Source organism: Inquilinus sp., assembly GCF_039594555.1.
Lineage (GTDB): Bacteria > Pseudomonadota > Alphaproteobacteria > DSM-16000 > Inquilinaceae > Inquilinus.
In genome coordinates, this window is record NZ_JBCNNF010000124.1 from 1 (window position 1) to 16897 (window position 16897).

The window sequence follows — 16897 nt, forward strand, 5'->3', positions numbered from 1 at the left end:
CTGCCTGATGGGCGCCTGCCAGGATTGCTGGGTGGCGACCGAGGACGGAAGCCGCTTCCGCGCCTGCTCCACCGCCATCGCCGAAGGCATGCGGCTGGTCACCGGCCCGGGAGAGGCGGCATGAGCGGCGACATCCGCCCGGTCGTCGTCGGCGCCGGCCCGGCCGGCATCCGCGCCGCCCAGGCCCTCGCGGCGGCCGGTTTGCGGCCGGTGGTCGTGGACGAGGCCGCCAAAGGTGGCGGCCAGATCTATCGCCGCCAGCCGGACGGCTTCACCCGCGACGCCAAAACCCTGTACGGCACCGAGGCAGCCAAGGCCACGGCGCTGCACCGGACCATCGACGGGCTGGCTGTCGACCATCGGCCGAACACGCTGGTCTGGAACATCGAGGCGGGAGCGCTGGACCTGCTGCGCGACGGTCAGGCCGAGCGCCTGCCCTACAGCCATCTGATCCTGGCCACCGGCGCCACCGACCGGATCCTGCCGATCCCCGGCTGGACCCTGCCAGGCGCCTACAGCCTGGGCGCGGCGCAGGTGGCGCTGAAGTACCAGGGCTGCGGCATCGGCCGGCGCGTCGCCTTTATCGGCACCGGCCCACTGCTGCCGCTGGTCGCCTCGCAGTACCTGAAGGCGGGCGCAGAGGTCGCGGCGGTGCTGGACACCGCCCGGCAGGCCGACAAGGTGGCCGCCCTGCCCGGTCTGCTGCGCGGCCCGGCCACCCTGGCCAAGGGCCTGCGACTGCTGGCGGCGCTGAAGGCCGGCGGCGTGAAGCTGCGCCACGGCGCCAAGCTGCTGCGCATCCTCGGCACCGAGCGGGTCGAAGGCCTGCTCTGGCATGACGGCGAGCGCGAGCAGCGGATCGACTGCGACGCCGTCGCCTTCGGCTATGGCCTGCGGTCGGAGACCCAGCTGGCCGACTTGGCCGGCTGCCGCTTCCGCTTCGACCCGCTGAACCGCGCCTGGCTGCCGGAGCGCGATGCCGCCGGCCGCAGCAGCGTGGCCGGCGTCTACTTGGCCGGCGACGGCGCCGGCATCGCCGGGGCCGATGCCGCCGAGCTGGCGGGCGAACGCGCGGCCCTGGCGCTGCTGGAGGATCTTGGCCGGCCGGTCGACCGCGCCCGCTCCGCGCGGCTCGAGGCCAAGCTGGCCGCGATCGGGAAATTCCGCCAGGGGCTGGAGCGCGCCTTCCCCTTCCCCGCCGGCTGGGCCGCCACGGCGCCGGACGAGCTCGTGGTCTGCCGCTGCGAGGAGGTGTCGGCCGGCACGCTGCGTGCCACCGCCACCCGCTGGGGCACGCCGGAGCTGAACCGGCTGAAGGCGCTGTGCCGCGTCGGCATGGGCCGCTGCCAGGGCCGCATGTGCGGCGCCGCGGCGGCCGAGATCCTGGCCGCCCATCGCGGCGTGCCGGTCGAGGCGGTGGGCCGGCTGCGCGCTCAGGCCCCGGTCAAGCCGATCCCGATCGCGATCGAGGATTCGCCGGAGGAAGCGGCATGACCGCCACCGAAAGGATCGCCACCGACGTCGCCATCATCGGCGGCGGCATCGCCGGCGCGGCCGCGGCCCTGGCGCTGCGCCGCATGGGGATGTCGGTGCTGCTGCTGGAGCGCGGCTTCTGCGGCGCCCAGGCCAGCGGCGTGAACTATGGCGGCGTCCGCCGCCAGGGCCGGCCGCCGGAGCAGATCCCGCTGGCGCAGCGCGCCCATGCGATCTGGCAGCGCCTGCCAGAGACCATCGGTATCGATGGCGAATACATCCGCTCCGGCCACCTCAAGCTGGCGCGCAGCGAGGCCGAGCTGGCGTCGCTGGAAGCTTATCAGGACCGGGTGCGCGACCTGGGCCTGGGGCTGGAGATCGTCGCCGGCAACGCCTTCCGCGCCCGCTGGCCCTGGCTGGGCGACCGCGCCATCGCCGGATCCTGGTGCCCGGCCGACGGCCACGCCAATCCGAGGCTGGTGTCGCCCGGCTTCGCCCGCGCCGCGCGCAAGGCCGGGGCCGAGATCCGCGAGCAGACCGCGGTGCAGGAGGCAGTCCGCGACGGCGACGGCTTCCGGCTGCTGGCCGGCGACGGCATGGAGGTGCGCTCGCGCCTGCTGCTGAACTGCGCCGGTGCCTGGTCCGGCCGCTTCGCCGCCGCCTTCGGCGAGCCGGTGCCGCTGGAATCGGCCCATCCCAACATGGCGGTGACCGAGCCGCTGCCGCGCCTGATGGACATCAATGTCGGGGTCGAGGGCGGCAGCATCTATGCCCGCCAGGTCGAGCGCGGCAACTGCGTCATGGGCGGCGGCCGCGGCATCACGCTGGATGCCGACCGCGCCCGCCCCGGCCGCAGTGCCATCGCCGCGCTGCTGCGCCAGGCGGCGGAGCTGTTCCCGGCCCTGCGCGGCGCCCAGGTGATCCGGTTCTGGAGCGGGGTCGAGGGCGACACGCCCGACCGCAACCCGGTGCTAGGTCCCAGCCGCACCACGCCGGGGCTGATCCACGGCTTCGGCTTCTCCGGCGCCGGCTTCCAGATCGGCCCGGCGGTCGGCGAGGTGCTGGCCGAGCTGGCGCGCGACGGTCGCAGCACCACCCCGATCGAGGCCTTCGACATCGGCCGCTTCACGGCAACGACGGCGGCCTGAGCATCAACAATCAAACAGGAGAGAGCGACATGAACGGACGGATCACTGCGGTGCTGCTGGCCACCACGCTGCTGACGTCAGGCGCGGCGATGGCGGAGACCAAGACCCTCTATATTGGCATGAATGGCGGCGACATGGAGAAGGCGTTCACCGAACACGTCTTCCCCGCGTTCGAAAAGGCCAACGACGTCAAGGTCGTGGTGGTGCCCGGCACCTCGTCCGAGATCCTGGCCAAGGCGACGGCGGCCAAGGACAATCCGCAGATGCACCTGATGTTCCTGGACGATGGGGTAATGGTGCGGGCGATCGGTATGGGGCTGTGCCAGAAGACCGAGCCCGACCCGGTGCTGGAGGAGCTGTACCCCGCCGCCCGGATCAAGGACGACATGGCCACCGGCGTGACCCTGGGCCTGACCGGCCTGGCCTACAACACCAAGATGTTCCAGGAGGAGGGCTGGCCGGCCCCGACCTCATGGATGGACCTCGCCGACAAGAAATACGAAGGCAAGGTCGTGTTCCAGTCGCTGTCCAGCAGCACCTACGGGCTGCACGGCTTCCTGATGGTCAACCGCATCCTGGGCGGCAGCGAGGCGGATGTCGAGCCCGGCTTCGGCAAATGGGCCGACACCATCGGCCCGAACGTGCTGGAGTACATCCCCAGTTCGGCCAAGCTGTCGGAGATGGTGCAGACCGGCGAGGCCGCGATCTTCCCGCTGACGCCGACCGCCGTCGCCGGGATGCAGGCCAAGGGCATTCCGGTCGCCTATGCCCAGCCCAAGGAGGGCGGCGTGCTGCTGATGGTGACGCAATGCGTCATCGCCGGGAACACCGAGCCGGCACTGGCGCAGAAGCTGGCGCACTATCTGTTGAGCGCCCAGGCCCAGGCTCCGGCGCTGCAATATGGCGGCCAGATTCCGTCGAACAGCAAGGTCGCCGGCGCGACACCCGAGGCCGCCAAGATGCTGACCGAGTTCCGCGGCTATCTCGATCACGCGGTCACGGTCGACTGGGACCAGATCAACGCCCACCGGCCGGAGTGGAACGATCGCTGGAACCGGACGGTGGAGCGGTAAGACCGTCTGACACTGCTACTGGTGTGGCCGTCTGGCGGCGGCTTCTGCGCTTCCGGTGCTCACGGACTCAAACGTCCGCTGCGCGCCGGTTCTCGAAGCCACCGCCAGCCGACTCACACCAGCGCAGTCTCAGACGGTCCTAGACGGCTGGACGTCTGTCTCAGCCAACCCCAACGCCCGGCGGCAGAAGGCCTGCAGCTCGGCCACCAGGCCGGCGACGTCGGTGCGGCCGTCGGCGATGGCGTGGTCGACGCCGCCATGGAAGGCATAGAACAGCAGGATCCCGGTCATCTCGGGGTCGTCCGCCACCCAGGCCCCGGCCGCGGTGCCGTCGCGCAGCAGCTGCACCAGGCCGCGCACCGGCTCCATATGGCCGTCGACGCGGCGCTGGCGCGGCAGGAAGTCGGGCGTGTGGAACAGCACGTCGTGCAGTTCGACCTGGTCGAGATAGCCGCGCACGCCGCCCTCCAGCCAGGCCGCCAGCTGCCCCGACCAGTCGGCCGGATCGCGTTTCGCCCGGGCGGCAGCGACGCGGGCGCCGAACCGTTCGGCGAAGCGCTCGCGCAGCGCCTCGACCAGCGCCTCCTTGCTGGCGAAGTACAGATAGAAGGTGCCCTTGGCCACGTCGGCCGCGGCGACGATGTCGTCGATGCTGGTGCCGGCGATGCCCTGGCGCAGCACCAGCGCCTCCCCGGCATCCAGCAGTTCGCGCCGGCGCACCTCGGACGGCTTGGTCCGCGGCCGCCCCGGTTCGGCGGCCCCCGGCCGGCGTCTGCGCGTCTGGGATTCGATCATCGCCGCACTCTGCGTCGATCGGCGGGCGCGATGCAACCTCGGCCAGTCGGCCGGGCCGCTTCATGCAAGGATAGCCGCTCCTGCTCCAAGCTCCCCACCCCGGAAAAGAGAGGCCGGCCCGGTTGCGGTGCGGGCCGGCCCTGAAGTGGAGCAATGGAGTCAGTCCGGCGAAGCCTTCGCCGGCCGCCCCGACGGGGTCGAGGCGGTAGTCGGAGTGTCATGGATACGGCAGCGCCCCGACACCCCCATTTGGGAGGTCTGCCGTCGGATTTTCGCAGCGTGGAAGCCACGGTTCACGAGGGCTTCACGGTGGCGCGAGGGGTGTCAGTCGAGGTGAAAGACCTCCGGCATCATCGCCCACCATTCGCCCTCCTCCCGAGTCTCGAACGGCTCCTGACAGGGCGAGCACAGCGCCCACCAGTCCTGTGTCTTCGGATCGGCCGCCATCCGCGCCATGTCGGCGGCGAAATCCGCGCCGTGATACTCCCAGGTGCCGAACAGGATGTTCTCCGGCTGCTTCAGGAAGATCGAGTAGTTGCGGATGTGACAGGCGCTGATCATCGCCAGCACCTCGGGCCAGACGGCCCGGTGCAGCCGCAGATACTCCGCCACCGCCTCCGGCTTCAGCCGGATGCACATGCCCATGCGCTGCATTGCCCTCTCCTCACCCCCTCGTTAACTTCTGGACCGCCACGCCACCCGATCCTGCCGCGTCGCTTCCGCGACCCTGCCGGCGGCATCGCGCAGCCAGGCCGGCTTCCGCGCCCCGAGATCGTCGGCCACGGCGCGGGCGCGCGAGCGGCGGGCCGAGTGGAGATTGGCCAGCTCCGCCCCCATCGCCGTCAGCAGCCGCCGCATCAGGCCGGGATCGGCCAGGGTCGGGAAGTCGAGCTTGCGGCTGTTCGGCGCCAGCCGGCGGACGACGATGCCCTTGCGCGGCCTCAGCCAGGGGTCGGCGATGCGATACCGGCTGAAGGCGATCTCGGCGAAGCGCATCTTGCGGTCACCGCCCTGGACCAGCGACCAGGCCGAGGCCAGCAGCGGCTTGGCCTCCCGCGCCACCGGCCCGCCATGCCAGTCGGCCAGCCCGACCCAGCGCGGCCGCCCGAGGCTGCCGAGGCCCGCCACCCGCCGGGCGGTGGCCACGGCCAGATCCGAATCCGGCATCGCGGCGGTCAGCGCCTCGCGATAGGCCCGCGGCGCCGAGGCGTGCGGCAGCTGCTCCAGCCCTGACCAGTACCGCTCGCGCTCCTCGTCGCTGGCCACCACCAGGTCGCGCAGCCAGAGATGCCGGCGCTCCAGCACGAAGGCGGCCGGCGCCCGCAGCCCCTCGACATAACCACCGAGGATGGCGGCGGAGATCTCGTCGACGGAGACCGACCGGTCGCGGCCGCGCGCCAGCAGCGCGCTGGCCGCCAGGCGGACGAGATCGAGGGCATAGGGCGTCTCCGCCGCCTCATCGAAATCGTTCACGCCCCAGATCAGCCGCCCCTCGGCATCGCGCCACAGCCCGAAATTGCCGATATGGGCGTCGCCCACCGAGACGACGCGCGGCGCGTCCATCAGTCCGGGGCACAGCTCATGCGCGGTCTCGGCCCAGCGGAAGCAGGTGGCGCGCAGGAAGAGGAAATCGCTCTCCTCCATCCTGCGATGCTTGCGGTCGAGATCGGCCTGCACGAGCTGGCGGCCGAGCTGCTCCTCGAGCCAGACCTCGTAGCGCTTGACCGACGCTGTGATCGACCCCATGCGGACCCCGGCTTTGCCCGGCGGCCATCATAATCGGCCGCGGCCCGCCGTCCACCGCGGGACGCGCTCTCAGTTCGGGAGAGTCTCGACCGCCTCTACCACCAGAGGGCTCAGGGTCGCGTTCTTCGCCGCGACCTCGGCGCGGATCTGCGCCTTCATCCGCGGCTCCCAGAAATCCTTGATGTGCTTGCGCACGCCGGCCACCGCCTCCTCCTGGGGATAGGCGGCGAAGAAGGTGGCGATCTGGTTCGCCATGCGGATGATCTTGTCGGAGCTGCCGCTCATGCTTCGACCTTGGCTGGGAGCAAGGGAGAGAAATCGGTATAGGCGGTCATGGCGTCCCGGCGCGCGAAGGCGACCAGGGTCACCCCGGCCGCCTTGGCCGTGTCGATGGCCAGCGTCGTCGGCGCCGAGATCGCGACCAGGACCGGGATCCCGGCCGCGGCCGTCTTCTGCACCATCTCGAAGCTGCAGCGGCTGGTGATGACGCAGAAGCCCTGGCCGGCGTCGATCCCGGCCCGGGCCAGGGCGCCCACCAGCTTGTCGAGTGCGTTGTGCCGCCCGACATCCTCGCGCACCAGCCGGATCCGGCCGTCGCCGTCGGCCCAGGCGGCGGCGTGGACGGCGCCGGTGCGGCTGCGGATGTCCTGCATCCCGTCCAGGTCGTGCAGCGCCCGGCGGATCGCCGCCACCTCGATCTCGATTGGCTTCGGCGCGCGGCGCTTACGGCCATGCAGCGTGTCGAGGTCGCTGGTGCCGCAGATGCCGCAGCCGGTGCGGCCGGTGATGTTGCGCACCTTCTGCAGCATCTGGGAGAACTGGGCGCCGCGCAGCGCCATCCGCACCTCGACGCCGCGCTCCTCGTCGCCCGCAACCTCCTCGACCGTCAGGTCGGACGGCGCGTCGGCCAGCCCTTCGGTCAGGCTGAAGCCGAGGGCGAAATCCTCGAGATCCGCCGGCGACGCCATCATCACGGCGTAAGACATGCCGTTATAGACCAGCGCCACCGGCACCTCGGCCGCGACCACCTCCTCCACCGGCTCGACCCGGTCGTCCCGGGTCAGCCGCCGGGCCGGCAGGCGCAGATCGGTGGGAGGAAGGGCCATGGCTACTCCGCCGCCTGCTGCGGCCGTTCGATTTGGATCGTCTTCTCGCGCAGCTCACGATAGCCGATCTGCCAGTCGGACAGGTGGTTCACCCGCCGCACCTGCACCGCCGTCACCTTGTATTCCGGGCAGTTCGTGGCCCAGTCGGAATAGTCGGTGGTGACCACATTGGCGCCGGTCTCGGCATGGTGGAAGGTGGTGTAGACGACGCCGGGCTGCATCCGGTCGGAGATCTTCGCCCGCAGGCTGGTCTCGCCCGACCGGCTGGCCAGAGCCACCCAGTCGCCGTCGCGGATGCCGCGGTTCTCGGCGTCGGACGGATGGATCTCCAGCACGTCCTCGTCATGCCAGGCGACGTTCTCGGTGCGCCGGGTCTGGGCGCCGACATTGTACTGGCTGAGGATGCGCCCCGTCGTCAGCACCAGCGGGAAGCGCGGCCCCGTGCGCTCCTCGGTCGGCACGAACTCGGTGATCATGAACCGGCCCTTGCCGCGGACGAAGCGGTCGATATGCATGATCGGCGTGCCTTCCGGCGCCGCGTCGTTGCACGGCCACTGCACCGAGCCCAGCTCATCCAGCCGCTGGAACGACACGCCCGCGAAGCTCGGCGTGGTCCGGGCGATCTCATCCATGATCTCGCTCGGATGGCTGTAGCGCATCGGGTAGCCCAGCGCCTCGGACAGCAGCATCGTCACCTCCCAGTCGGCATAGCCGGCCTTGGGCGGGGTGACGCGCCGGACGCGGCTGATCCGCCGCTCGGCATTGGTGAAGGTGCCGTCCTTCTCGAGGAAGGAGGAGCCGGGCAGGAACACATGGGCGTAGCTGGCGGTCTCGTTCAGGAACAGGTCCTGGACGATGACGCATTCCATCGCCGCGAGGCCAGCCGTGACGTGCTTCACATCGGGGTCGGACTGGGCGATGTCCTCGCCCTGCACATACAGGCCCTTGAACCCGCCATCGACGGCGGCGTCGAGCATGTTCGGGATGCGCAGCCCCGGCTCGGCCGACAGCGCCGTGCCCCACATGTCCTCGTAGATCTTCCGCACCTCATCGCCGGAGACGTGGCGATAGCCCGGGAACTCGTGCGGGAACGACCCCATGTCGCAGGAGCCCTGGACGTTGTTCTGGCCGCGCAGCGGATTCACGCCGACGCCGCGGCGGCCGACATTGCCGGTCAGCATCGCCAGATTGGCCATGCCCATGACCATGGTCGACCCCTGGCTGTGCTCGGTGACGCCGAGGCCGTAATAGATCGCGGCCCGGCCGCCGGTGGCGTACAGCCGCGCCGCCGCCCGCACCTCGGCCGCCGGCACGCCGGTGATCGGCTCCACCGCCTCCGGCGAATGGCGCGGATCGGCGATGAACTCGGTCCAGCGCGAGAACTCGGCGAGGTCGCAGCGCTCTCGGACATAATCCTCCGCCACCAGCCCCTCGGTCACGATCACATGCGCCAGCGCGTTGACGATGGCGACGTTGGTGCCGGGCTTCAGCTGCAGATGGTGGTCGGCCTTGATATGGGCCGACTTCACCAGGTCAATGCGCCGCGGGTCGACCACGATCAGCCGGGCGCCCTCGCGCAGCCGGCGCTTCATCCGGCTGCCGAACACCGGGTGGGCGTCGGTCGGGTTGGCGCCGATCACCACCATCACGTCGGTCTCGTCGACGCTGTCGAAATCCTGGGTGCCGGCCGAGGTGCCGTAGGTCTGGCCCAGGCCGTAGCCGGTCGGCGAGTGGCAGACCCGGGCGCAGGTGTCGACATTGTTGTTGCCGAAGCCGGCGCGGATCATCTTCTGGACGAGATAGGTCTCCTCATTGGTGCAGCGCGAGGAGGTGATGCCGCCGATCGAATCGCGGCCGTAGGTGGCCTGGATCCGCTTCAGCTCGGAGGCGGCGTAGTTGATCGCCTCCTCCCACGACACTTCGCGCCACGGATCGGTGATCCGCTTGCGGATCATCGGCTTGGTGATCCGGTCCTTGTGGGTGGCGTAACCCCAGGCGAAGCGGCCCTTGACGCAGCTGTGGCCGTGATTGGCCTTGCCGTCCTTGTACGGCATCATCCGCACCACCTCGGTGCCCTTCATCTCGGCCTTGAAGGCGCAGCCGACGCCGCAATAGGCGCAGGTGGTCACCGCCGAATGGTCGGGCTGGCCGGCGTCGATGATGCTGTTCTCCATCAGCGTCGCGGTCGGGCAGGCCTGAACGCAGGCGCCGCAGGAGACGCACTCGCTCTCCTTGAAGCCGTCATCCTGGCCGGCCGAGACGAAGGAGGCGAAGCCGCGCCCGTCGATGGTCAGGGCGAAGGTGCCCTGCACCTCCTCGCACGCCCGGACGCAGCGCGAGCAGACGATGCATTTGGTCGGGTCGAAGGTGAAATACGGGTTGGAGGTGTCCTTCTCGCCCACCAGATGGTTGGCGCCGTCATAGCCGTAGCGCACCTCGCGCAGGCCGACGACGCCGGCCATGTCCTGCAGCTCGCAATCGCCGTTGGCGGCGCAGGTCAGGCAGTCCAGCGGGTGGTCGGAGATGTAGAGCTCCATGACGTTCCGGCGCAGCTTCGCCAGCTTCGGCGTCTGCGTCCGGACCTTCATGCCCGGCTCGACCGGGGTGGTGCAGGAGGCCGGCGTGCCCCGCCGCCCCTCGATCTCGACAACGCAGAGCCGGCAGGAGCCGAAAGGCTCCAGGCTGTCGGTCGCGCACAGCTTCGGGATCGCGGTCTCGACCTCCGCCGCCGCGCGCATCACCGAGGTGCCGGCCGGCACGGTGACGACCTGGCCGTCGATCTCCAGCGTCACCAGGCTGGGCGAGGTGCGCGCCGGGGTCCCGAAATCCTGTTCCGTCACAAGAGCCATCGGATGGCCTCCTTATTCCGCGGCCTGCGCCGGGGCGGGCGCGCGGTCGAAGTCGTCGGGGAAATGGGTCAGGGCGCTGAGCACCGGATAGGGGGTGAGGCCGCCGAGGGCGCAGAGCGACCCGTCCAGCATGGTCTCGCACAGGTCTTCGATCAGCGTCAGGTTGCGGCCGAGCTCGTGCCCGCCCGTCTCCCGGTCGGCGATGATCTTGTCGATGGTCTCGACGCCGCGGGTCGACCCGATGCGGCAGGGCGTGCACTTGCCGCAGCTCTCGACGGCGCAGAACTCCATGGCGAAGCGGGCCTGGACGGCGAGGTCGACGCGGTCGTCGAACACCACGACGCCGCCATGGCCCAGCATGCCCTTCTTCGCCGCCATCGACTCGTAGTCGAGCGGCGTGTCCAGCAGGCTCTCCGGGAAATAGGCGCCGAGCGGGCCGCCGACCTGGACGGCGCGAAACGGCCGGCCGCTGGCGGTGCCGCCGCCGAACTCCTCGATCAGCTCGCGCAGGGTCAGGCCGAAGGCGACCTCGATCAGCCCGCCGCGCCTGATGTTGCCGGCCAGCTGCAGCGGCTGGGTGCCGCGCGACCGGCCGGTGCCGTAATCGGCGTAGAAGGCGGCGCCTTTGTCGAGGATGATAGGCACCGACGTCAGCGACAGCACGTTGTTGATCACCGTCGGCTTGCCGAACAGGCCCTTCAGCGCCGGCAGCGGCGGCTTCGGCCGCACCGTGCCGCGCTTGCCCTCCAGGCTTTCCAGCAGCGAGGTCTCCTCGCCGCAGATATAGGCGCCGGCGCCGACCCGGACCTCTAGGTCGAAGCGCCTGCCGCTGCCCAGCACGCTGGGGCCCAGAACGCGGCGCTGATAGGCGATGTCGATCGCCGCATTCATCGCCGCCACCGCATGCGGATATTCCGAGCGGATGTAGATGAAGCCCTTGGTGGCGCCGACGGCGATGCCGGCGATGGTCATGCCCTCGACCAGCAGGAAGGGGTCGCCCTCCATGATCATCCGGTCGGCGAAGGTGCCGCTGTCGCCCTCATCGGCGTTGCAGACGATGTATTTCCGGTCGGCCTCGGCCTGCAGCACGGTGCGCCATTTGATGCCGGTCGGGAAGCCGGCGCCGCCGCGGCCGCGCAGGCCGGAGGCGGTGACCGTCTCGACGATCGCCGCCGGCTCCATCGCCAGGGCGGCGCGCAGGCCCTTCAGCCCGTCATGCGCCTCGTAGTCGTCCAGCGACAGCGGGTCGGTGATGCCGCAGCGGGCGAAGGTCAGGCGCTGCTGCCTGGCGAGATACGGGATCTCCTCCGGCCTTCCGTGGCGCAGCGGATGGTCGCCGCCCTCGGCGAGGCCGGCGGCGAACAGGCCGGGCACGTCCTCGGCGGTCACCGGGCCGTAGCCGATGCGGCCGGCCGGCGTCTCGATCTCGACGAAGGGCTCCAGCCACAGCAGGCCGCGCGAGCCGTTGCGGACCAGCTGCAGCGCGATGCCGCGGGCGGCGGCCTCGGCCTGGATGGCGCGGGCGACATCGTCGGCACCGACCGAGATGGCGGCGGCATCGCGGGGGACGAAGACCTTCATCGTCCGGCCTCCATGGCATCGACAATGCGGTCGAGGCGCTTGGCATCGATCCGCCCGACCAGCTCGCCATCCGCCATCGCCGCCGGGGCGCAGGCGCAGTTGCCGAGGCAATAGACCGGCTCGACCGTGATCCGGCCATCCGCGGTCGTCTCGTGCAATCCGATATCGAGCCGCCGGCGCAGGTGCTCCGCCAGATCGCGCGCGCCCATCGACTGGCAGGCCTCGGCCTGGCACAGCTTCAGCACGTGGCGGCCCGCCGGCTCGCGCCGGAAATCATGATAGAAGGTGATGACCCCGTGCACCTCGGCGCGGGACAGGTTCAGCGCATCCGCCAGCAGCGGCACCGCCTCGCGCGGCACATGGCCGAAGACCGATTGCAGATCGTGCAGAATGGGCAACAGCGGCCCTTCGGTCGCACCATGCGATGCGATCACGTCACGTGCCACCTCGGCGTCCCAGCCCCGGCGTTCGGGCATCCGTCCCACTCCCTTTTCGGGTTCGTTGGACCGGGCGGCTTAGCTGCCACCCGATCATTCTAGGATGATCGGCCGCGTATACCAGATTCAAATACAAAGCCCGGATGAATCGATAAACGCCATTTATCAAGCCACGGGCTGCAGCGGCGTGGATTGCAGCTCGGCGTCGAGATCCAGGGTGCGGGCGGTGTCGAACAGGCCGCGGGCCAGGGGCGATGGCGGGTCGCGATCGGCCATCACGAGGCCGATGGTGCGGGTGGCGGCCGGGTCGACCAGCCGCAAGGCGCGGGTGCCGGCCGGCACACCGAACAGGTGCAGCAGCGCCCGCGGCATGACGCTGGACCAGAAGCCGGAGCGGACGTGGGAGCACAGGTTGATGATGCTGTCGGTCTCCACCGCCGCATGCGGCGAGCAGCCCACCGAGCGGAAGATGCCGTCGATGATCCGCCGGTTCTGCATGGTCGGGGTCAGGAGGCACAGCGGCAGCTCCGCCGCCTCGGTCCAGGAGATGGTCCGGCGGGCCGGCGACGCCTGGTCCGCCGGCATCAGCAGGATGTAGTCTTCCTGGTACAGCGGCAGGCTGCGGACATTGCGCAGCGGTTCGTTGTCGAGATAGGTGACGCCGACATCAATCTCGAAATTCTCCAGCCCGGCCTCGATCTGGATCGAGGTCTGCGACAGCACCGACACGGTGACCGCCGGGTGCGACTGGGCAAAGGGCGAGGTGATCAGCGACACGATCGGCAGGGCGGAGGGCACGGCGCCGATCCGCAGCTTGCCGGCCAGGCCCTGCTGCAGCATCGCCAGCTCCTGCGCCAGCCCGTCGCGGTCGGCCAGGATCTTCTTGGCCCAGTCCAGTACGCAGGCGCCTTCGCGGGTGAAGCCCTGGAACCGATGGCCGCGCTCGACGATCGGCACCTGCAGTTCCTCCTCCAGCTGGCGCAGTGCGGTGGACAGTGCTGGCTGAGAGACGCGGCAGGCCTCGGCCGCGCGGGCGAAGTGCTTCTCGCGGGCCAAGGCGACGAGGTATTCGAGCTGGCGGATGACCATCGGGCCCCCGTTTGATAAGGAGCCCTTATCTTACCCGCCGATGGCCCCAGGCATCTGCCTATTTCTTCGCCAGCAGCCCGCGCAGCGTGCCTTCAGGCCAATGGATGTCGTCGATCCGCCAGCCCCGTGGGGTCCGGACCAGATCGAGAGTGATGGTGACCGGGCTGTCGATGTTCTTGAACGTGACCGTGCCGGTGGCGTGGTCCGCACCCGCCTCGCTCACCGCGATGTGCAGGTCCTTGATCTCCCAGTCCTGGGCATCGACGAACGGGTCGCCATCCAAGGTCGGCACGTCATCGTTCTTGGCCGCGGCCGCCCGGTCCGCGATCATCAAAGCCGCCAGCGACGGCGTGAAATAGCGACGGATATCGGCATTGCTGTCGAGCGGCAGGCCGGTCTCCCCGCTCTTGCCGACATAGTGCTGGTAGATCGCCGTCACGAAATCATTCGCCGATCCGGTCGCGGCCTGGGCGGCGGCGCCACCGAAGACCAGGAACAGCAGGCACAGCAGGATGCGCGGTCGGGTCACGGCGGATCTCCTGGAAACGGCCGCAAAACGCTGGCGGGCCTGATCGTATGTTTGCTCCAGGAAAATGGCGGCATTCCGGCGACTGGTGCGGCGATTGGCGATGGCAGCGGCCCCGGCCGCGACCGTATAGTCGCGCCATGCCGCCGCCCCCCATGCCTGCCATGACCGACCCCGCCCCGAGCCTGCCCGAGTTGATCGAATGGCTGGCCGGCGACGAGTGTCACGCCGCCACCGACACCGCGATGCTGGCCGAGCTCGGCCGCCGGCTGCGCGCGCTGGGCCTGCCGATCGACCGGATGAGCCTGCATCTGCGCACGCTGCATCCGCAGATCCTGGCCCACACCCTGGCCTGGACCGAGGGCGAGCCGGTGGCGCAGCTCGACCGCGACAACTCGATCGAGCGCCTGCCCTTCTTCGCCACCAACCCGATCCGCCGGGCCACCGAGAGCCGGACCTGGTTGAATCTGGCCACGCCCGCGGAGATGGCCGGGCTGGAGGAGCTCGACTTCTTCCAGGGCCGTGCCCTGCGCGCCGCCATCGTCGCGCCGATGGTGATGAGCCACGGCCCGGCCAGCGCCGTGGTCTTCGCCACCCGGCGGCCCGAGGGGTTCCCGCCCGCCGACCGGGCCGTGTTCGAGCGCCTCGTCCCCGCCTTGCGCGGCGCCTGCGAGATCCGGCTGCTGCGCCTGGCCGAGGCCACGGTACTGGACACCTATGTCGGCCCCATCACCGGGCGGCGCGTCCTCGACGGCCACATCCGCCGCGGCGATGTCGAGACGCTGGACGCGGCGCTGCTGCTGTGCGACCTGCGCGACTTCACCGTACTGTCGAACCGGTTGCCGCCCGAGCAGATGCTGGACCGGCTGAACCTGTATTTCGACCAGCTGGTCCCCGCCATCACCACCGGCGGAGGCGAGGTGCTGAAATTCATGGGCGATGCGGTGCTGGCCTTCTTCCATCTCGACGACGGGGCGGTGGCCAGCTGCGCCGCAGCCTTCGACGCGGCCCGCCTGGCCCTGGACCGCATCCACTCCGCCTCCCAGGCCGGCACGCCGCTGAGCGCCGGGGTGGCGCTGCATCACGGCGAGGTCGCCTATGGCAATATCGGCTCCGGCGGGCGGCTGGACTTCACCGTGATCGGGCGCGACGTCAACCTGGTCAGCCGGATCCAGACCGTCTGCGCCACGACCGGCGAGCCGCTGCTGATGTCGCCGCGCTTCGCGTCGCTGCTCGGCCGGCCCGGCTGCCGCAGCATCGGTCCGCACCCGCTGAAGGGCTTTGCCGAGCCGCTCGACCTGTTCGCCTGGAATCCGGGATAGACCGCCACCGATGAGCACCACCGCCCTGGGCAGCGACCGGCTGCTCGACCATCCGTCCTTCCTGGTGTTCTGGGGCGCGCGGGTGCTGTCCGCGATCGGCTTCCAGATGTCGGCCGTCGCCATCGGCTGGCTGGTCTATGCCCTGACCGGCAGCGCCTACAGCCTGGGCCTGGTCGGGCTGTTCCAGTTCCTGCCCATGGTGGTGCTGACGCTGCTGGTCGGCCATGTCGCCGACCGTTACGACCGCCGCCGCATCGTCCAGATCTGCCTGCTGGTCGAAGGTCTGACGCTGGTGGTGCTGGCGCTCGGCATCCTCGACGGCTGGCTGACCGTCCCGGGCATCTTCGCCGCGGTGCTGGTGCTGGGCGCGGCCCGCGCCTTCGAGCAGCCGACCATGGCCGCCCTGCTGCCGGGGGTGGTGCCCGCCGGGATCCTGCCCCGGGCGCTCGCCGTCTCCTCCTCCGCCATGCAGACCGCGACGATCGTCGGCCCGTCGATCGGCGGCCTGCTCTACGCCGTCGGCACCACCGTCCCCTTCGCCCTCGCCGCCGCCTGCTTCCTCGGCGCCTGCGGCCTGATGGTCCTGATGCGGCTGGAGCGGCCGGCGCCGCGGCGCGAGCCGGCGACGCTGCGCTCGGTCTTCTCCGGCATCGCCTTCATCCGCAGCCGGCCGATGATCCTCGGCGCGATCTCGCTCGACATGTTCGCGGTGCTGCTGGGCGGGGCGACGGCGCTGCTGCCGATCTACGCCCACGACATCCTGCAGACCGGCCCCTGGGGGCTGGGCCTGCTGCGCGCCGCCCCGGCTGTCGGGGCGCTGATCATGTCGGCGATGCTGACCCGGGTGCCGCTGCGCCGCGCCGTGGGCCTGAAGATGTTCGCGGCGGTGATCGTGTTCGGCGCCGCCACGGTTGTCTTCGCTGCCTCCACCAGCCTCGCCTTGTCGCTGGTGGCGCTGGCCGTGCTGGGCGCCTCGGACAATGTCAGCGTGGTGATCCGCAGCTCGCTGGTCCAGCTGCTGACGCCGGACGAGATGCGCGGGCGGGTCAGCGCCGTGAACTCGCTGTTCATCGGCACTTCGAACCAGCTCGGCGAGTTCGAATCCGGCATGGTGGCCGGGCTGCTCGGCGCCGTGCCGGCCGGGATCATCGGCGGGCTCGGCACGATCGCCGTCGCGCTGCTGTGGATGCGTCTGTTCCCGGCCCTGCGGAAGGCCCAGACCCTCTCCGGCTGAGCCTCAGGTGAAGGCGTCGGGCATGCTCTCCTTCTTGCGGCGCATGAAGTCCTGCAGCGCCTCGTCGATCGCGGGGTCGATCGCCGGGGCCTCGTACTCCTCCAGCATGCGCTTCCAGATCGTGTTGGCGCGCTGCGAGGCGTCCTGCCGGCCCTCGGCCTCCCACTGCTCGAACGAGTTGTTGTCGGCGACGGTCGACCGGTAGAAGGCGGTCTCGAAGTTGCGCTGGGTGTGGTCGCAGCCGAGATAGTGGCTGCCCGGCCCGACCTGGCGGATTGCGTCCATCGCCTGGCCGTTCTCGCTGAGGTCGATGCCCTCGGCCATCACCTGCATCATGCCGAGCTGGTCGGCGTCGAGGATGAACTTCTCGTAGGAGCTGACCAAGCCGCCCTCGAGCCAGCCGGCGGCATGCAGCACGAAGTTCACCCCGCCCAGCATGGTCGGCAGCAGGGTCTGGGCGCTCTCGAACGCGGCCTGCGCATCCGGCACCTTGGAACCGCAGAGCGACCCGCCGGAGC

17 protein-coding genes are annotated in these 16897 nt (G+C 70.3%); 6 read left to right on the plus strand and 11 right to left on the minus strand.

What is annotated here, in order from left to right:
• The first annotated feature begins 7 nt into the window (after nt 1-7).
• Genes ABDW35_RS15140 through ABDW35_RS15155 form a run of 4 tightly spaced genes read left to right on the plus strand, consistent with a single transcriptional unit; the run spans nt 8 to nt 3694 of the window.
• On the plus strand, nt 8-124 hold the full coding sequence (locus tag ABDW35_RS15140) for a 2Fe-2S iron-sulfur cluster-binding protein (RefSeq protein ID WP_343714726.1): 117 nt from the start codon (nt 8-10) through the stop codon (nt 122-124).
• Nucleotides 121-1494 carry an NAD(P)/FAD-dependent oxidoreductase gene (locus tag ABDW35_RS15145; RefSeq protein ID WP_343714710.1) on the plus strand — a complete coding sequence of 458 codons (1374 nt, stop codon included), beginning with the start codon at nt 121-123 and terminating at the stop codon, nt 1492-1494. Before ABDW35_RS15140 ends, ABDW35_RS15145 begins: the two co-directional genes overlap by 4 nt.
• Nucleotides 1491-2621 (plus strand): FAD-dependent oxidoreductase, encoded by a 1131-nt coding sequence (locus tag ABDW35_RS15150; RefSeq protein ID WP_343714711.1) that lies wholly within the window; start codon nt 1491-1493, stop codon nt 2619-2621. The genes ABDW35_RS15145 and ABDW35_RS15150 overlap by 4 nt, the downstream gene beginning before the upstream one ends.
• A gap of 29 nt (nt 2622-2650) precedes the next feature.
• Nucleotides 2651-3694 carry an ABC transporter substrate-binding protein gene (locus ABDW35_RS15155; RefSeq protein WP_343714712.1) on the plus strand — a complete coding sequence of 348 codons (1044 nt, stop codon included), beginning with the start codon at nt 2651-2653 and terminating at the stop codon, nt 3692-3694.
• 129 nt (nt 3695-3823) lie between these two features.
• On the opposite strand, the gene ABDW35_RS15160 is transcribed toward ABDW35_RS15155, so the two are convergent.
• From ABDW35_RS15160 to ABDW35_RS15205, 10 genes are all read right to left on the minus strand, one after another.
• Nucleotides 3824-4489, minus strand: a complete 666-nt coding sequence (locus ABDW35_RS15160) for a TetR/AcrR family transcriptional regulator (RefSeq protein ID WP_343714713.1) — start codon at nt 4487-4489, stop codon at nt 3824-3826.
• 324 nt (nt 4490-4813) lie between these two features.
• Nucleotides 4814-5143, minus strand: a complete 330-nt coding sequence (locus ABDW35_RS15165; protein WP_343714714.1) for an L-rhamnose mutarotase — start codon at nt 5141-5143, stop codon at nt 4814-4816.
• A 21-nt stretch (nt 5144-5164) separates the two neighbouring features.
• Nucleotides 5165-6235, minus strand: coding sequence for a DUF2252 family protein (locus tag ABDW35_RS15170; RefSeq protein WP_343714715.1), 1071 nt, complete (start codon nt 6233-6235; stop codon nt 5165-5167).
• A gap of 69 nt (nt 6236-6304) precedes the next feature.
• Complete coding sequence (locus ABDW35_RS15175; RefSeq protein ID WP_343714716.1) at nt 6305-6520, minus strand: formate dehydrogenase subunit delta; 216 nt, start codon at nt 6518-6520, stop codon at nt 6305-6307.
• Nucleotides 6517-7341 (minus strand): formate dehydrogenase accessory sulfurtransferase FdhD, encoded by an 825-nt coding sequence (gene fdhD / locus ABDW35_RS15180; protein WP_343714717.1) that lies wholly within the window; start codon nt 7339-7341, stop codon nt 6517-6519. Before fdhD ends, ABDW35_RS15175 begins: the two co-directional genes overlap by 4 nt.
• 2 nt (nt 7342-7343) lie before the next feature.
• Complete coding sequence (fdhF, locus tag ABDW35_RS15185) at nt 7344-10190, minus strand: formate dehydrogenase subunit alpha (RefSeq protein ID WP_343714718.1); 2847 nt, start codon at nt 10188-10190, stop codon at nt 7344-7346.
• Nucleotides 10191-10202: 12 nt separating this feature from the next.
• The gene (locus tag ABDW35_RS15190; RefSeq protein ID WP_343714719.1) at nt 10203-11771 is read right to left on the minus strand and encodes an NADH-quinone oxidoreductase subunit NuoF; all 1569 of its coding nucleotides are present in this window, start codon (nt 11769-11771) and stop codon (nt 10203-10205) included.
• Nucleotides 11768-12247, minus strand: a complete 480-nt coding sequence (locus ABDW35_RS15195; RefSeq protein ID WP_343714720.1) for a formate dehydrogenase subunit gamma — start codon at nt 12245-12247, stop codon at nt 11768-11770. The genes ABDW35_RS15190 and ABDW35_RS15195 overlap by 4 nt, the downstream gene beginning before the upstream one ends.
• 126 nt (nt 12248-12373) lie before the next feature.
• Nucleotides 12374-13297 carry a LysR family transcriptional regulator gene (locus ABDW35_RS15200; RefSeq protein ID WP_343714721.1) on the minus strand — a complete coding sequence of 308 codons (924 nt, stop codon included), beginning with the start codon at nt 13295-13297 and terminating at the stop codon, nt 12374-12376.
• Nucleotides 13298-13355: 58 nt separating this feature from the next.
• Entirely contained in the window at nt 13356-13826 is a 471-nt protein-coding gene (locus ABDW35_RS15205; RefSeq protein WP_343714722.1) for a DUF3828 domain-containing protein, read from the minus strand.
• Nucleotides 13827-13987: 161 nt separating this feature from the next.
• Here ABDW35_RS15205 and ABDW35_RS15210 point away from each other — a divergent pair, with 161 nt between their 5' ends.
• On the plus strand, nt 13988-15145 hold the full coding sequence (locus tag ABDW35_RS15210; RefSeq protein ID WP_343714723.1) for an adenylate/guanylate cyclase domain-containing protein: 1158 nt from the start codon (nt 13988-13990) through the stop codon (nt 15143-15145).
• 10 nt (nt 15146-15155) lie between these two features.
• Nucleotides 15156-16379 (plus strand): MFS transporter, encoded by a 1224-nt coding sequence (locus tag ABDW35_RS15215; protein ID WP_343714724.1) that lies wholly within the window; start codon nt 15156-15158, stop codon nt 16377-16379.
• A 3-nt stretch (nt 16380-16382) separates the two neighbouring features.
• Here ABDW35_RS15215 and ABDW35_RS15220 read toward each other — a convergent pair.
• Nucleotides 16383-16897 (minus strand): trimethylamine methyltransferase family protein (locus ABDW35_RS15220; protein WP_343714725.1); only part of this gene is annotated, 515 nt, incomplete at its 5' end.

Coding starts and splice junctions, on each gene's coding strand:
- ABDW35_RS15210 (WP_343714723.1), top strand. CDS start 13,988: ATGACCGACCCCGCCCCGAGCCTGCCCGAGTTGATCGAATGGCTGGCC.
- fdhF (WP_343714718.1), bottom strand. CDS start 10,190: ATGGCTCTTGTGACGGAACAGGATTTCGGGACCCCGGCGCGCACCTCG.
- ABDW35_RS15160 (WP_343714713.1), bottom strand. CDS start 4,489: ATGATCGAATCCCAGACGCGCAGACGCCGGCCGGGGGCCGCCGAACCG.
- fdhD (WP_343714717.1), bottom strand. CDS start 7,341: ATGGCCCTTCCTCCCACCGATCTGCGCCTGCCGGCCCGGCGGCTGACC.
- ABDW35_RS15140 (WP_343714726.1), top strand. CDS start 8: ATGGGCGCCTGCCAGGATTGCTGGGTGGCGACCGAGGACGGAAGCCGC.
- ABDW35_RS15155 (WP_343714712.1), top strand. CDS start 2,651: ATGAACGGACGGATCACTGCGGTGCTGCTGGCCACCACGCTGCTGACG.
- ABDW35_RS15150 (WP_343714711.1), top strand. CDS start 1,491: ATGACCGCCACCGAAAGGATCGCCACCGACGTCGCCATCATCGGCGGC.
- ABDW35_RS15200 (WP_343714721.1), bottom strand. CDS start 13,297: ATGGTCATCCGCCAGCTCGAATACCTCGTCGCCTTGGCCCGCGAGAAG.
- ABDW35_RS15170 (WP_343714715.1), bottom strand. CDS start 6,235: ATGGGGTCGATCACAGCGTCGGTCAAGCGCTACGAGGTCTGGCTCGAG.
- ABDW35_RS15215 (WP_343714724.1), top strand. CDS start 15,156: ATGAGCACCACCGCCCTGGGCAGCGACCGGCTGCTCGACCATCCGTCC.
- ABDW35_RS15195 (WP_343714720.1), bottom strand. CDS start 12,247: ATGCCCGAACGCCGGGGCTGGGACGCCGAGGTGGCACGTGACGTGATC.
- ABDW35_RS15165 (WP_343714714.1), bottom strand. CDS start 5,143: ATGCAGCGCATGGGCATGTGCATCCGGCTGAAGCCGGAGGCGGTGGCG.
- ABDW35_RS15190 (WP_343714719.1), bottom strand. CDS start 11,771: ATGAAGGTCTTCGTCCCCCGCGATGCCGCCGCCATCTCGGTCGGTGCC.
- ABDW35_RS15175 (WP_343714716.1), bottom strand. CDS start 6,520: ATGAGCGGCAGCTCCGACAAGATCATCCGCATGGCGAACCAGATCGCC.
- ABDW35_RS15145 (WP_343714710.1), top strand. CDS start 121: ATGAGCGGCGACATCCGCCCGGTCGTCGTCGGCGCCGGCCCGGCCGGC.